Source organism: Neptuniibacter sp. 1_MG-2023, assembly GCF_030547185.1.
Lineage (GTDB): Bacteria > Pseudomonadota > Gammaproteobacteria > Pseudomonadales > Balneatricaceae > Neptuniibacter.
The window spans coordinates 21,667-37,322 of the sequence record NZ_JAUOQR010000013.1 but is presented as its reverse complement, the minus strand read 5'-3'; the positions used below and the strand labels follow the sequence as shown (position 1 = coordinate 37,322).

14 protein-coding genes are annotated in these 15,656 nt (G+C 43.9%); 8 read left to right on the top strand and 6 right to left on the bottom strand.

Translation table 11 applies throughout. The features are described 5' to 3' along the window. Positions 1-85: 85 nt before the first annotated feature. From Q4492_RS13480 to rsgA, 5 genes are all read right to left on the bottom strand, one after another. A complete protein-coding gene (locus tag Q4492_RS13480; protein WP_303418881.1) occupies positions 86-1,102 on the bottom strand; it encodes a folate-binding protein YgfZ in 1,017 nt (338 codons plus the stop codon). 88 nt (positions 1,103-1,190) lie between these two features. Next, positions 1,191-2,078: an archaetidylserine decarboxylase gene (gene asd, locus Q4492_RS13475; RefSeq protein WP_303418879.1), complete on the bottom strand. Its 888-nt coding sequence runs from the start codon at positions 2,076-2,078 to the stop codon at positions 1,191-1,193. Further along, positions 2,078-2,890, bottom strand: a complete 813-nt coding sequence (locus Q4492_RS13470; protein WP_303418876.1) for a sulfurtransferase — start codon at positions 2,888-2,890, stop codon at positions 2,078-2,080. The genes asd and Q4492_RS13470 overlap by 1 nt, the downstream gene beginning before the upstream one ends. Positions 2,891-3,002: 112 nt before the next feature. Further along, positions 3,003-4,619, bottom strand: coding sequence for an HDOD domain-containing protein (locus Q4492_RS13465; RefSeq protein WP_303418874.1), 1,617 nt, complete (start codon positions 4,617-4,619; stop codon positions 3,003-3,005). Between the two features lie 46 nt (positions 4,620-4,665). After that, positions 4,666-5,694 carry a small ribosomal subunit biogenesis GTPase RsgA gene (gene rsgA, locus Q4492_RS13460; protein ID WP_303418871.1) on the bottom strand — a complete coding sequence of 343 codons (1,029 nt, stop codon included), beginning with the start codon at positions 5,692-5,694 and terminating at the stop codon, positions 4,666-4,668. 171 nt (positions 5,695-5,865) lie between these two features. Between rsgA and orn the strand changes: the two genes are divergently transcribed. Next, complete coding sequence (orn, locus tag Q4492_RS13455) at positions 5,866-6,408, top strand: oligoribonuclease (protein ID WP_303418868.1); 543 nt, start codon at positions 5,866-5,868, stop codon at positions 6,406-6,408. 10 nt (positions 6,409-6,418) lie between these two features. Here orn and queG read toward each other — a convergent pair whose 3' ends face one another. After that, entirely contained in the window at positions 6,419-7,543 is a 1,125-nt protein-coding gene (gene queG, locus Q4492_RS13450; RefSeq protein WP_303418865.1) for a tRNA epoxyqueuosine(34) reductase QueG, read from the bottom strand. 81 nt (positions 7,544-7,624) lie between these two features. Between queG and Q4492_RS13445 the strand changes: the two genes are divergently transcribed. The 7 genes from Q4492_RS13445 to hflX all read left to right on the top strand — a co-directional run bounded on the left by Q4492_RS13445 (position 7,625) and on the right by hflX (position 15,524). Beyond that, on the top strand, positions 7,625-9,154 hold the full coding sequence (locus Q4492_RS13445) for an NAD(P)H-hydrate dehydratase (RefSeq protein ID WP_303418863.1): 1,530 nt from the start codon (positions 7,625-7,627) through the stop codon (positions 9,152-9,154). After that, positions 9,147-9,611 carry a tRNA (adenosine(37)-N6)-threonylcarbamoyltransferase complex ATPase subunit type 1 TsaE gene (gene tsaE, locus Q4492_RS13440; protein ID WP_303419031.1) on the top strand — a complete coding sequence of 155 codons (465 nt, stop codon included), beginning with the start codon at positions 9,147-9,149 and terminating at the stop codon, positions 9,609-9,611. The genes Q4492_RS13445 and tsaE overlap by 8 nt, the downstream gene beginning before the upstream one ends. A 70-nt stretch (positions 9,612-9,681) precedes the next feature. Beyond that, positions 9,682-11,010 (top strand): N-acetylmuramoyl-L-alanine amidase, encoded by a 1,329-nt coding sequence (locus Q4492_RS13435; protein WP_303418861.1) that lies wholly within the window; start codon positions 9,682-9,684, stop codon positions 11,008-11,010. A gap of 10 nt (positions 11,011-11,020) precedes the next feature. Continuing rightward, complete coding sequence (gene mutL, locus Q4492_RS13430) at positions 11,021-12,901, top strand: DNA mismatch repair endonuclease MutL (protein WP_303418858.1); 1,881 nt, start codon at positions 11,021-11,023, stop codon at positions 12,899-12,901. A gap of 11 nt (positions 12,902-12,912) precedes the next feature. Continuing rightward, the gene (gene miaA, locus Q4492_RS13425) at positions 12,913-13,845 is read left to right on the top strand and encodes a tRNA (adenosine(37)-N6)-dimethylallyltransferase MiaA (protein WP_368389443.1); all 933 of its coding nucleotides are present in this window, start codon (positions 12,913-12,915) and stop codon (positions 13,843-13,845) included. A gap of 125 nt (positions 13,846-13,970) precedes the next feature. Then, positions 13,971-14,213, top strand: a complete 243-nt coding sequence (gene hfq / locus Q4492_RS13420) for an RNA chaperone Hfq (RefSeq protein WP_067865939.1) — start codon at positions 13,971-13,973, stop codon at positions 14,211-14,213. A gap of 6 nt (positions 14,214-14,219) precedes the next feature. Further along, positions 14,220-15,524, top strand: a complete 1,305-nt coding sequence (gene hflX, locus Q4492_RS13415) for a ribosome rescue GTPase HflX (protein ID WP_303418853.1) — start codon at positions 14,220-14,222, stop codon at positions 15,522-15,524. The last annotated feature ends 132 nt before the right edge of the window (positions 15,525-15,656 follow it).

The following is a 15,656-nucleotide window of genomic DNA, read 5'->3' as shown; positions in this document are numbered from 1 at the left end:
CTCCCTTTGCGTTGTTTAATCCCATGCTGAGAAGTGTCTCGCTATTTGACGGCAAGGTCAACTGTTGGTATTTAATTGAGCACTTTTATTTGGGGAGAAAAAGCTTGGGATCTAATGTGTAAGGGAGTGTTTTTAACTCTACTGCTTGGTTGTGCAGTGATAAAACGCCCTCTTCAGCTAAACTTTTCACGATAACGGCTAATATTCTATATCTATTTTCACCGCATTGAGCGGAAAGTACAACGCGCCCCGCATTAGGTTTATTGGGCGCTGAGATTGATTCTCCTACTTGCGGCTCTTGATCAGTCGATACTTCTGCAAGATACATAGGCTTTTTTAGCTGTCCGCGATGTTGTAGGCGAGTAATGATCTCTTGGCCTGTATAGCAGCCTTTAGTGAAGCTAATCCCCGCGAAAACTTGGAAATTTGTCATTTGAGGAATAAAGGCTTCTTGGGTTTCAGCTCTAAGATCAGGGATACCAGCATCTATCTCACTGAGGATCCAGTCATTAGTTGAGCCAATCCCAACCTCTTCTGGTAACTGACGTACTATCTCTGTTACTGCATCATCGTCCATCCATATTTCAAAACGATCTCCAGGAACACGTACAATAAGGCCGTTACTTAATGAGATGATACTATTTGTTTCACTTGGGCTATTTCCAAACCAGCGTTCTATGAGTGTTTGAGCGCCTGGGCCGACTAAGCCTATTCCTGAGATTGTATGACTAATTTCTTGAGCTTCAGCTTTGGAAAAAATCATATATTTTTTCAGGTTCGCCGTCGCGCTTTCAAAAATATCCTGGCTCATACGTAGCCAGGCTTCTTCACTGCCTGCTTTAAGTAGACGAAATAGGCTTAACATATGCCCTTTGATGTTGCAGTGTGAGCCTAGTGAGCTGCCTGTCTTGAAAGCGTTGTTAACGTCACAGCTCAGTTGCCCTTGTAAGAATTTTTCAGTCTCAGGACCTTTAATGGAAAGGACGCGTTGGTGGATAAGAGGAACAACCTGCGTTTTTTTACCGCTACTACTTAATACGCGAGTTTTATCGGCGTTAAGTTGCATCTTTTTCTCTTCAAGTAAGGTTAGTAGGTTGTTCATTGTAACTCTTATACCTGTAGGTAATCGTTTAAGGTTCTCAGTCTACGCCAAAAAATAGTTGAGAACAGCAGACATATTTTAAGGTTATTTAATTCAGATTCTTTGATTCGCTGTTTTGTGAACCTATAGCTTCGCCCAGCTTTATGGGGCTGTTTGCATCTAGACCTGTTTGCCAGCTGATTTTGTCTTTACCGAATAATAATATAACCGTTGAACCTAGTTTAAAACGGCCCATTTCTGCGCCTTTCTCAAGCTTGATAGGTGGGATTGTTTCATTCTTGAATGATCTGTGTTCAGGCGCTTTTAGGCGGGGTGCTTCTTGGCCTGACCATACCGTCTCTATTCCAGCTACAATCATTGCACCTACTAATACCATTGCCATAGGGCCATGTTCGGTCTCAAAATGAGCAATCAGCCTTTCGTTGCGAGCAAATAGCTGTTCTACCCCTGCCGCCGTTGTTTGGTTTACTGAGAATAGATCACCAGGGACATAGGTTGTGTGGGTTAGTGTGCCAGCAATAGGCATGTGTACACGGTGGTAGTCCCGTGGAGAGAGGTAAATAGTGGCAAACTCGCCATCGATAAAAGGAGCTGCTATCTCGTGGTCACCACCTAAAAGGGTGGTTAAGCCGTAAGCGTGTCCTTTAGCTTGAAAGATTCGTCCATGTTCGATTTTACCTAATTGGCTAAATGCGCCATCGGCAGGACTTGTAATAACCCCCGGTGTTTGGTCAATAGGTCGAACATCATCTTTTAACGCTCGGGTAAAGAAAGCGTTAAAACTAGGGTAGTTTGTGGCAATCTCTTCCTGAGCTTCCGTCATATTGATCTGGTAGTTATTACAAAACCACTTTATAAAGCTGTTTTTTATCCAAGGGGTTGTACTGTCAGCGATTTTTCCGACCAGCCTAGATAAAAGGTGCTGAGGTACAATATGCTGAAAAAGAATAAACAGCGTCTCTTTTAGCTTTTTCATTATTTCTCCACAGGTGTTTCAGGTAGATTGCCCCATTCAAACCATGAGCCATCGTAGCAGCGAACATCGTTGAAACCTAAGTAGCGTGCCACGAAATAGGTTAAGCCAGAGCGGCGATGTGTTTGGCAGTGTGTAATGATTGTTTTCTCTGGGGTTATGCCCTGTTCTTTAAGTGCAGATAATAATGTATTAGCCGGTTTAATCCGAAGATTATCTTCGCTAATAAGGCAATCTGTCCATTCAAAGTGGTGTGCTCCTGGAATATGCCCTCCTTTTGCGGCATTGATCACCTTTTCACCAGTATATTCTGGGTAACTTCGGGCATCCCATATAGCTAGATTCGGGTCTTGTAGATGTTGGGTTATAAACTCGACGTCAGCGATTAGTTTTGGGTTGATACTAATTTTGTAAGTAGATGCTTTTGCTTGATTTGCTGTTGTTTCAAGCGGAAATGCTTCTGTTGTCCAGCTTGTTATCTGCCCATTAAGCATTGAGCAGTTGTTGTGGCCAATAACATTTAAACTCCATATGAATCTGCCTGCCAAAGCTCCTTTCTGATCGTCATATGCGACTACAAGGCTTTTCTCTGTTAAGCCTATTGCCTTACATAATTGTTGGAGTTGGTCGTTAGATGGCAGCTTGTTCGGAACGGGAGGCTGTCCAGAGAGTAAAGAGGAGGGTGATAGATTAATAGCGTTTGGAATGTGCCCTTTTAAATAATTCTCTTCACTAGAGAGATCGACAATTAATAAATCTGGATTATTGAGGTGTTGATGTAGTTCAGAAGCCTCAATCAATAGGGGCAGTGTCATTGTGGTCGCTCCAAAAACTGATTAGAAAAAAGGATAATACTGGGTTGGTTTAGCGCTGGAAAGCGGGTTATATGGATATTTATAACAAACCAACCTGATGTAATTATTGAAATTAGGTTTTTATTTTTTGTAAGTTGGCGGTTGCCGCAGAGCATAAGTGTTTGAATAGCTCATAATGAAATTCAGATATTTCGGTGCCTGCCATATCATAATCTGCATGGATAATAGCGAGTGGTGCTTTGTTAGAGAATATGGACATGAGCAAGAAACCGTTGGGACTTCCCCAGTTGTGATAAGTTTCCGGTAGCATCGGCAGCAGCTGTTCTTTGTTGGTTGGCTTTATCCAGATGCAGGCAGGCTTATCTCTTAGCTTTTTAAAAAGACTCGGGACTTCAAGATCATATTTAAAGTTATGGATAGGGTGCTCATCGGTAAAGCCAACGCTAAGTGCTGTCTTGAGAGAGTGGGTTCTATGGTTTATGAGTAATAGAGCCACACGATTAAATCCTAGCCCTTTGCTTAACCCCTGAGTAAGTGCGCGTAGAATGTGCTTAGGTTGAGTATAGGCATCGTACCCTTTTGAAAACCGTTCAGATATTTGGTCATAAAGAAATTTGTCTAAAAATTCGGGTTTTGTTGTTGTGTTAGGTACTGAAGTGTTGAGTTTTTTGGGAAGGGAAGGTTCGATAATAGTGGGGCTGGTGGTTGGCATTAAACTACAAAGTAGCTTTTCTTCTTTAGACGATATGCGGTAGTTGATCGTTTCGTTTGATGGAAGTAATAGCATCTCTGCAGCGAGAGCCATAGTACCTGCTACATGGAATGTGCGTGATGAATGGGCGCAGGTAATATGTAAACTATTGATCGTTTCTGCAATTTCAGCTTTTAAATAATCATTAATAATGTCGATTATTTTCATTGATTTGGTGCTGTTCCAGCCGAAACTTGTCGTTAATGCTATCCAGTTGGATAGTTTTACAGGGAAAAACTTCTCTTGTACTAGATGGTTGATTTCGCGAAGGCTCTCTGCACTTAAACGTGGATCGCCTAATGCTCTTTGATGGAGTTGAGCCAAGGTTTTCTTATTGGGTGACGTTTCATGCTCTAAGCTGGTGACAGCTAATTCTGAAATCCCCCAGCTCTCAATGAGACCGCGGGAAATCTCTTGCACAGTGCAGCCGAGAATGTCGGTTTCAGCCAAGACTACGTCAATCTGTTCCTCTCGTATCTTTATCTGAATTTGGCTCATATGTAAGGCAGCATGTTGCCAGAGAAACCAATGCCCTACGCCATAAAAGAGAGAAGCCAGATAGGTTTCTTCTGCAAACAATGTACTTTTCCGCGCTAACCAAGCTTGAGCTTGAGAGGCTGCATGGTGGCTAACAGATATGTAGCGGAAGTACATTTTTTGCGCCACGCTTGAAGGATTTAGCCTTAGCGGGGTGATTGTTTCGGAAACCGTTGAAATATTGTCGAGCCCCAATGAGTTAATCGCATGGTCAAGACTCGTGACTTTTGAGTCGACCTTATCATGGAGTTCAGCGGCTTTGCGTACCATGTGTAAAGAGAGGACAGGGTCTGACTTTATTATTTTTTTTAGGTCTTGTAAGGGGACTGAAGCATCACATAATTTGCGTTTTAGTCGGCGAAGTACACTGTTTCTTACAGGCAAAGGACGGTCTTTTAGGTAGCTAACCCAAGACTCTGCACCGTATGGAGAATTCGACATTTATACTACGCCTTTGTTCGCTGATTATTTATAATTCTAACTGCATTTAACTGTTTTGCTCCTCAATAGAGCAAAGAATATATTTGTAACTTTTCCAGCGTTGCTCGCTAATTGTGCCATCTTCGACCGCACTTTTCAGCGCACACCCAGGTTCTTTTTCGTGATTACAATCACGAAATTTACATAGACCTGCAAGTGGTTTTAACTCCCTGAAGCCACTTATAACGTCATCTAACTCAATGTGCCATAAACCAAATTCCCTGATGCCTGGGGAATCTATTAGGTCGCCACCATCGGGAAAGTGAAATAAGCGGGCGGTGGTTGTCGTGTGTCGACCTTTTTTGGTTTGTTCTGATAGATCGCCGACTTTTAGGTCTATACCGGGTAGGAGTGCGTTAATTAGTGAGGATTTACCTACACCTGACTGGCCAACGAATACACTGATTCTCTGGTCAAGTTTAGCTTTAAGTTCTGCAAGCCCTTGCTCTTTTGAGGTGGACGCAAGTAATACTTCGTAGCCTATATCTCGGTAGCGTTGCAGCATAGCTTCAATTTTATCTCGATTTTCAGTATTAAGAAGATCGGTTTTATTAAGCAAGATAACCGGTTCTATACCACTTAATTCTGCGGCAACGAGGTAGCGATCAATTAAATTTGCATGGGGCGTTGGCTCTACGGCTACAGTAATAACGATAAAATCAATATTTGCGGCTACAGGCTTCATCTCTCCGTATGGGTTGGGACGAAGTAGTTCGCTCTTTCTCTCTAGTTTGGCAACGACGACTCCGGTATCTTTACCTTGACGCCAGATAACGCGATCGCCAGTAACGAGCTGGCCTAAATTTGTACGCATATGGCAGCGGATTATATCGCCCTTATGCTCACCTTCAGACGCTTCTACATCTACAGTACGGCCAAAGTGGGAAATAATAAGCCCGTGTTGTTCTGGGCCTAGCTCGCTACTATCGAGTTGTTGCTCAATTGTGGAGTCTTTTTTGGACGCACGAGCAGTACGTTCGTCTTGGATCTTTTGAATGCGCCAGCTTTGACGGCGGGTAAGTTTACGTTTTGTCATAGGCTGTTAGTGACACGCCTTTAGTTGCTGTATGTTCTTAAAGAGTAGCGGCTGAATCACTAAATATCCCCGATTTTATGATTTTAATAGAATAATAAGGCCTGTTTACCTGCCCAAGGTAAGGTATTCTAAGGGAAAGTGCAGTGCCTGCGTCAACTTTGGAGGTTTTTAATGGAAAATAAGGGCAATTTGATCTGGATTGATCTAGAAATGACCGGTTTGGATCCTAAAAATGATGTAATTATTGAAATTGCGACTGTAGTGACGGATTCAGATCTGAATATTTTGGCTGAAGGTCCTATGCTGGCTATTCATCAAAGTGATCAACTATTAGATGGTATGGATGAGTGGTGCACTAATCAGCATGGTAAGTCTGGATTAACCCAGAGAGTAAAAGATAGCTCTGTCACTGAGGCTCAGGCTGAACAAGAAACTATTGCATTCTTGAAGCAGTATGTGGCTGCGGGTGAGTCTCCCATGTGCGGTAATAGTATAGGTCAGGATCGCCGTTTCCTTGATAAATATATGCCTGAATTAGAGGCTTTTTTCCATTACCGTAATTTGGATGTCAGCTCGCTGAAAGAATTAGCTAAACGCTGGAAACCTGAAGTTGCTGCTGGTGTTGTTAAAAAAGGCTCTCACTTAGCTTTAGACGATATTCGTGATTCTATTGATGAGCTGAAGTATTACCGAGAGCATTTTATTAAGCTGTAAATTTATTTTCTTAGAATTTGATCTTATTTCGACGGGAGTGGGTGTGGATTGGCAATGCCCCTTCAGTCCTTTTAGTCGCTAACCTGTTGAGAGCCCATAAGCTATGTTCTTGTACGATTTCTGAACTATGGGATAGCTTTGCTTTCAGTGCGTTAATAACATTCTCCCCGCCATCACTATTACCTAAAGCAACAGCAATGTTTCTTAGCCAGCCAATATGGCCTGTTCGACGGATAGCGGAGCCTTCAGTTTTTTTCAGGAATGTGGCTTCATCCCAGTTGAAGAGCTCAATTAATTCGCTTTTGTCTAACTTTTGTCGAGGATGGAAGTCTTGTTCGTGAGTGAAATCGGCAAATCGATTCCAAGGACAGATCAATTGACAATCATCACAACCAAAGATGCGATTACCCATTTTGGGGCGGAGTTCTTCTGGAATAGATCCGCTTAGCTCAATTGTTAAATAAGAGATGCATTTTCGTGCGTCAAGCAGATGCGGTTGGGGAAAGGCTTGTGTTGGGCATACATCTAAACAAGCCGTGCATTTCCCGCAATGCTCTTCCGTACTGGGCTGATCTATAGGAAGAGGAAGATCGATCAGAAGTTCGCCCAAGAAAAACATGGAACCCGCTTCGCGGTTAAGGATAAGTGTATGTTTTCCACGCCAGCCGAGACCCGCTTTCTCAGCTAAAGGGCGTTCCAATAGAGGGGCGCTGTCAACAAAGGCTCGAAAGACTGTTTCACCTACTTCATCATCTATTTTTTTGCCAAGCTGAGTTAGACGCTTACGAATGAGCTTGTGATAGTCTCGACCTAAAGTGTAACGAGAGATATAAGCATGTTTACCATCATCAAGCAGGTCTACGGCTGCAGTACCAGGTGGAAGGTAATCCATGCGTACGCAGATAATGCGTTGCGTTCCAGGGAGTAAGCTATCAGCTGAGAATCGTTTGTCTAAATGATTGTTGAGGTACCCCATCTCACCGTGATATCCCGCTTCGATCCACTGTTCATAATGGGCTCTTTCCGCACTCAGATCGCAATCGGTAATACCGCATTGTTGGAAACCTAGCTCTTTTGCCCAGCTTTTTATCTTCTGTGCGAGCGTTGCTAGTGTATGTGATGGTTTATCTGGCATATATTCAGGCTTGCCCTTTACGGGGAAGATTCCTCATAATGTTCTAAAAACATAACGTTACATAAATAATTGGTTCGAGCGATGTCTGTTAACAGAGCGGTTCTTCCGGCGACATTATACACAGCGGAACAAACTCGTGTGCTGGATAGTACGGCAATCAATGAGTTTGGTATTCCGGGTATCCGCCTTATGCAGCGGGCGGGTCATGCTGTTTTTGCTGAAATGCTAGATCGTTTCCCAAATGTAACTGCAATTACAATAGTCTGTGGTGCTGGTAATAATGGAGGGGATGGTTTTGTTGTTGCCTTGCTCGCTAAACAGAAAGGGCTTGATGTCCAACTGGTTTGCGTAGGAGATGAACGCTTTCCTTTAGCGCTTAAAGGTGAGGCGTTAGCGGCGTGGGAGCAACTGCAAGCGATCTATCCTAGCTATGAACTTTATAGGCCAGGTATGAGCTTTCGTGGCGGTCTATTAGTTGATGCTATGTTAGGCACAGGGCTTTCTGGTAAGGTTCGTGGTTTATTTTACACTGCGATTGAGCAGTTTAACGCTTCCTCTAAAGCTGTTATTTCAGTTGATACTCCCTCAGGACTTTGTGCTGACACTGGACGGGTTTTGGGTGTGGCGGTCCATGCTGATATAACCATAAGCTTTATTGGCATGAAGCGGGGCTTGTTGACAGGACAAGCGGTTGATTACTGTGGAACACTGTTGTTTGATGATCTCAAGGTACCTGATGAGGTTTATGAAGCGGTTCCTGTTAATCTTTTTAGAACAACAGAAGAGGATCTCGGTGAGTGTTTGCCGCCTCGATCAAAGTCATCACATAAGGGACGATTTGGTCACTTATTAGTTGTTGGTGGAGACCATGGTATGGGCGGGGCTGCTCTATTAGCTTCAGAAGCCGCCATTAGAAGTGGGGCTGGTTTAGTCACACTGGCTACACGTTCTGAACATGTGCTGGCTTCGTTAAGTCGCTGCCCAGAGATTATGGTTAAAGGGGTTGATTCAAGCGCCCAGCTGCAACCTTTACTCGATAAAGTAGATGTTATTGTTGTCGGGCCAGGGCTTGGTCAGAACGCTTGGGCTGAGCAGATGCTCTTAACCGCGTTAGAGGCTGGTAAGCCTATGGTGCTAGATGCGGATGCGTTGAATTTGATGGTAAGTAAGAATTTATTTAGTAAATTTGAGCTTAAGCAGCGTAATAAATGGCTATGTACACCCCATCCGGGCGAAGCTGCACGCTTACTGGGTGAAACCGTGAATGATATAGAACAGGACCGTTTTGATGCGGTTGAAAGGTTGCAGACTGTTTGTGGTGGCACTGTAGTTTTAAAAGGTGCTGGTTCGCTGGTGTCGGCGGGTGATGCGAGCTATTTGTGTTCTGCTGGTAATCCAGGGATGTCTGTTGGCGGAATGGGTGATGTATTATCGGGTATTTGCGGGGCATTTATGGCGCAAAAGATGAGTCCTGAAAATGCAGCCCGTATCGCTGTTTATGTGCATGCGACAGCAGCGGATTATATTGCTCAGTCTCAAGGGGAGGTTGGGATGTTGGCGTCCGATCTTTTTTTAACGATTCCTAAAGTGATAAATGGTCAATATGAGTAAAGAGTATCGGATTGAGTTGCCTGATGAAGATTCCATGGTCGCCTTTGGTTACAAAATAGCCCAAGCTACAGAAAATGGGGGAGTTATTTTTTTATTAGGTGATTTGGGTATGGGTAAGACCACCTTAAGTCGTGGTGTTATTAGAGGGGCCGGTCATCAAGGCTCGGTTAAGAGTCCTACCTATACGCTGGTGGAGCCTTATGAAATTAATGGTAAACATATCTATCATTTCGATCTGTACCGTTTATCGGATCCTGAAGAGTTAGAGTACCTTGGTATTCGTGATTATTTTGATGAGGATGCGCTGTGTTTAGTTGAATGGCCAGACAAAGGTCGTGGTATGTTGCCGAAGGCCGATTTAGTGTTGCAGATAGAGTTATTGGGGTATGGTCGGCAGTTAAGCTGGACGCCGAAGACTGAACTAGGCCAGATCATGGCCGATAAGCTTGTTGATTAAAAAATTAGATGTTGGGTCATAAGTTGGGTTAGGGTGTTTTGCTTTTTGTGAAGGGGTTTTTTTAGGCTTTATGCGAATAACGAAGTATAAGCGGGTTGTCAGTTGGTTGTTTTGTACGGCCCTGTCGCTTGGCAGTTTTTTTGTTCAAGGGGCGGAAGTCGAAAAGGTGCGTATCTGGCTTGCACCGGATCATGCTCGTTTGGTTTTTGATCTTTCGGGGCCTGCAACGCATAAGGTTTTCACATTAAATAACCCTGAACGTATCGTTTTGGATATTGAGAATACGACGTTAACGGCAGATTTAGAGCGCCTAGGTCTCGAAAAAAGTCCGGTTGAGCGTATTCGTTCCGGTAAAAACGGTAAAACACTTAGATTGGTATTAGACCTTAAACATGCGGTGCGTCCGAAGAGCTTTGAGCTTAAGCCTAATCAAAAATATGGTCACCGTTTGGTCTTGGATCTTTATGAAAAAGAATCCTTAGTTAAAGCGACTAAAACTGCTGAGCCGCAGGCGATAGCTGGCCGAGATATTGTGATCGCTATTGACGCGGGACATGGGGGCGATGATCCGGGTGCTATAGGGAGTGGGCGAGTTAGGGAGAAAGATGTCGTACTTGCGATGGCAAAAGAGTTGAAGCTACGTTTAGATCAAACGCCGGGCTACAAAGGCCAGATGACACGAACAGGTGATTACTACGTTAGCTTGCGTGGTCGAACGTCGGCGGCACGAAAATATAATGCAGATCTTTTTGTCTCAATTCATGCGGATGCGTTCAAAGACCCTCGAGCCAGAGGAGCTTCTGTTTGGGTACTTTCTTCGAGAGGGGCGAGTAGTGAAATGGGTCGATGGTTGGCAAGCAAAGAGAATAGTGCCGATTTGATTGGTGGTGTGGGCAGTGTCAGCTTAGATGATAAAGATAATGTATTAGCGAGTGTGCTGCTTGATATGTCGATGACGGCCAGTCGAGAAGATAGTCGCTCTATAGCGAAAGGCATTCATACTAATATTAAGCGCTTTGCGCGTATGCATAAGTCCCATGTAGAGCAGGCTGGGTTTGTAGTGCTTAAATCACCGGACATTCCTTCCATTTTGGTTGAGACGGGGTTTATCTCCAATCCGGGTGAAGCTGCGAACTTAAAAACCAGAAGTTATCAAAAGAAGATGGCTGATGCGATCTATAAAGGTATTGTGCAACATTTTGAACGGAAGCCGCCGGCTCTAACGCTTATAGCACAGCGTAAAGCAAAGGATACTCGTAGCTACAAAGTTGTACGAGGTGATACCCTCTCCGTTATTGCTTCAAAAAATGGTGTCTCATTGGCATCGCTTCGTAAGGTTAATAGCCTTAAAAATGATACGATCAAAATTGGTCAAGTTCTAAGAATTCCCGCAAGTTAAAGGATTTTTAATGTCACGTATTCATTTGCTATCACCGCGTTTAGCTAACCAGATAGCAGCGGGGGAGGTTGTTGAACGTCCTGCTTCAGTTATAAAAGAGATCTTAGAAAACAGCCTTGATGCCGGCGCTAATAAGGTCGATGTGGAGGTAGAGCAGGGCGGTGTTAAGTTAATGCGTGTCCGGGATAATGGCTCCGGTATAGATAAAGAGGATCTACCATTAGCGCTTAGTCGGCATGCAACATCGAAAATACAGGTGCTGGAAGATTTAGAGGCGGTGGGAAGTTTAGGCTTTCGCGGCGAGGCTTTAGCCAGTATTAGTTCCGTTTCTCGCTTATCATTGACCTCCCGGCAGGCCTCGCAAGAGAGTGCTTGGCAGGTACAGACAGAAGGGCGTGATATGGAGGCTACAATGGAGCCTGCAGCCCATCCTGAAGGGACAACGGTTGAAGTTAAGGATCTTTTTTTTAATACACCTGCCCGTCGTAAATTCCTTAAAACAGAGAAAACAGAATTTCGCCATCTAGATGAAGTGGTTAAGCGCCTTGCGTTAAGTCGTTTTGATGTGGCTTTTCAGTTACGACATAACGGAAAGGTGATCCATCAACTTCGGCAGGCAGATAGCCAGTTAGAGCAAGAGCGGCGAGTTGCTAATATTTGTGGTTCAGCCTTCATTGATAACGCTTTAAATGTTGATGTTGTTGCAGAGGCCTCAGGACTAAGGTTGTGGGGTTGGGTTGGCTTACCTACCTTCTCACGTAGTCAGGCGGATCTGCAGTATTTCTTTGTTAATGGCCGCATGATTAGAGACAAAGTGGTTGCTCATGCTGTGAGGCAGGCTTACGCTGATGTTCTTTATCATGGTCGTTTTCCTGCGTATGTTCTCTATTTAGAGCTTGATCCTTCCTTAGTTGATGTGAATGTTCATCCAACCAAGCATGAGGTTCGGTTTCGTGAAAGTCGCTTAGTTCACGATTTTTTATTTAGAACTTTACATAGATTAATTGCAGATATGCGGCCACAAGATCAGCTGGGTGGTGAACGAACGGCTGAAAATGTAGGTTTTGAGCAGGGATTGCAACCCGTTTCAGCTGTTCAAGAGCCGTTGCATGAGCAGGGGAGAATGGCGTTTACTCAGCGATCTGCGGTTCGTTATGGGGAGGGCGCCGCATCTCCTTCTGGGTATAGATCGAGTTATCCACAGCCACCATCGCAGGGGCAGGTTAATGATCAGTTGACCGGCTATGCTGCGTTGCATCCTGATAATACTCAGCAGGCCGCTGAAAATGATGATGCTCAAGAGCAATGCCCTCCGATGGGGTATGCCGTTGCTCAGTTGCATGGGGTTTATATTCTTGCAGAGAATGCACAAGGTTTAATTGTCGTAGATATGCACGCGGCCCATGAACGTATTGTGTATGAGCGTATGAAACAGTCTTACGAAGAAGATGTTGTGCGCTCACAGCCCTTGTTGGTGCCTTTGAGCCTTGCTGTAAGCGAGCGTGAAGCGGATTGTTCTGAAGAGTATGCAGATACATTTAAGCGTTTAGGTTTTGAATTAGCACGTATGGGTGAAGAGACAATCGTTGTACGCCAAGTGCCGGTTTCTTTAGCTAAAGGTAATGTTGAGCAGCTTATTCGAGATGTATTATCAGATATGCTCGTCTATGGTGAAAGTAAGCGAATAGAGCAGCATATTAACGAGTTACTTGGAACTATGGCTTGTCATGGTGCAGTGAGAGCGAATCGGCAGCTAACAATACCAGAGATGAATGCGCTGCTACGTGATATGGAAAATACAGAGCGTAGTGGGCAGTGTAATCATGGGCGGCCTACGTGGAGTCAAATGACGATGAGCGACCTTGATAAATTATTTATGCGTGGACAGTAGTTGAGGGTGATTTGAGTAATTTACCGGTTGTTTTTTTAATGGGGCCTACAGCTTCAGGCAAAACTGATCTTGCCATGCAGCTTTACGATAATATGCCTTGTGAAATAGTCAGTGTTGATTCTGCGATGATTTATCAAGGAATGGATATAGGCACGGCAAAGCCTGATGCTGCCACGTTGGCGCGTTATCCTCATAAATTGATTGATATATGCGATCCCCTTGATGCGTACTCAGCGGCTGAATTTCGTTGTGATGCTTTGGCACAAATTGAAGAAATTCGATCAGCGGGAAAAATTCCTCTTTTGACTGGGGGAACTATGCTGTACTTTCATGCCTTAAAGAATGGGTTGGCCACGTTACCGAAGGCTGATGCAGATGTGCGGGAGCGAATTCTTAAAGAGGCTGAATTGAATGGCTGGGAGAGTATTCATAGTCGTTTAGCTGAAGTCGATCCAGAATCTGCAGCTCGCTTAAATAAAAATGATTCGCAGCGTTTACAGCGTGCCCTTGAGGTGTATGAGATCACTGGTCGGCCTATGAGTGAACTCTGGGCAGAACAAAAAGCACAACAACCTGATTTTTCTATTATTCCTATGGCAGTAATGCCTAAAGATCGTTCTGAACTACATGAACGTATAGAAAAACGCTTTGATATTATGCTGGATCAAGGCTTTATAGATGAGGTTAGGGGGTTGTGGGATCGTGGTGATTTAACGCTGCAAATGCCCGCCGTACGCTGTGTTGGCTATAGACAGGTGTGGGAGTATTTTGCTGGAACTTGGGATTTTGAAACTATGAAATTCAAAAGTGTAGTAGCTACGCGCCAGCTAGCAAAAAGACAGGTTACTTGGCTAAGAAGTTGGGAAAATCTTACTTGGATGGACAGCCATGACTCAAAACTATTATCTAATGCCTTGAAATTAGTGGATGGTGGCATTATATAATGTCATGCTGGACTGAAAAAATGCCGTATATTAGTTGTAATTCGGCTACAGTGAGGCGAATTGTGCGCCGTCAGCAATACTATAACGACAAAATATAAAATATTTCTTGGGAAGGAGTTTGCAAAATGTCAAAAGGGCAATCGTTACAAGACCCTTATTTAAATGCGTTACGTAAGGAACGCATTCCGGTCTCTATTTTTTTGGTAAATGGTATTAAATTGCAGGGACAGATTGAATCGTTTGATCAGTTTGTCATTCTGTTAAAAAACACAGTTAGTCAGATGGTTTACAAGCATGCAATTTCTACAGTTGTACCTGCGCGCCCTGTAAAACTACCGGCGGCTGACGAAATGAAAGCTGAGGACTGATAATAATTGTTCTTTGAGCGACCGAAGAGTGGCGAATGCGCCATATTAGTACACATGAATTTGGCAGCTGCTGCTGACCAAGAAAGTCCAAAGGAACTCGAAGAGCTGGCATTATCAGCTGGTGCAGATCCGGTTGAATTTCTTACCGGGTCTCTTGGGCATCCGAACCCTAAGTTCTTTATTGGTCAAGGCAAGCTTGAAGAGCTAAAAGTATTGGTTGATCATCACAACTCTGAAGTTGTGATCTTTAATCATGCTTTGAGCCCTGCTCAGGAACGAAACATTGAACATGAAATTCAATGTAGAGTGCTTGATCGTACAGGGCTGATATTGGATATATTTGCTCAGCGTGCGCGTACTCATGAGGGTAAGTTGCAGGTTGAGTTAGCGCAGTTAGATCATATGTCGACTCGCTTGGTTCGAGGCTGGACCCACCTAGAAAGACAAAAAGGTGGTATAGGTCTGCGAGGTCCAGGTGAAACACAGCTTGAGACTGACCGGCGTTTGCTTCGGGCACGTATGAAGTCTATTCATAAGCGCTTAGAAAAAGTACGTAAACAGCGAGATCAAGGGCGGCGCTCAAGAAAACGTGCCGAAGTTCCAACGCTCTCGCTGGTTGGCTATACCAATGCTGGTAAGTCCACACTGTTTAATTCTCTTACAGCCTCTGAGGTTTATGCGGCTGATCAGCTTTTTGCGACGCTTGATCCTACATTGCGCCGTATAGAAATTGAAGATGTTGGGTCTGCGATATTAGCTGATACTGTTGGTTTTATTCGTCACCTTCCGCATAAGTTAGTTGAAGCATTTAGAGCAACATTGCAAGAAACGATTGAAGCAACGTTGCTGTTACATGTTATTGATTGTCATGATGATGACAGGCATGAGCATATAACTGAAGTTGAGCACGTTTTAAGTGAAATCGGAGCCGATGAAGTTCCTGTGCTTGAGGTTTATAACAAAATAGACCTGCTTGAGGGGCGTGAAGCAAGAATCGATCGTAACGAAGAGGGTAAGCCTATTCGTGTGTGGCTTTCTGCTGTTGCAGGCGTAGGTCATGACCTGTTATTTCAGGCTGTGAATGAGTTGCTTGCGGATGATGTTTATCATGATTGTGTCTCTTTACAGCCAGACGAAGGGCAGTTTAGAGCAAAGTTATATGAAAGTGGTGCGGTGCTTTCGGAGCAAATGGATGATAAAGGGTCTATTGTTCTTGAAGTGCGTATACAAAAGAAAGATATGTTACAAATTTTGAGTCGGTTGGGTATGTCTCGGGAACGTTGTTTCCCAATGGAGGTCAATCCTTATTGATTTAATTTGATTGCTGGAGCTGTTTTGTGAATACTTCGGGTATTGCGAGGGGCTGAGTAATATCAATCGAATAATACTTATTGAATTTGTGTGTTTTAATCTAGCTAACTAGTTGTTTATACGGAGTGGCAT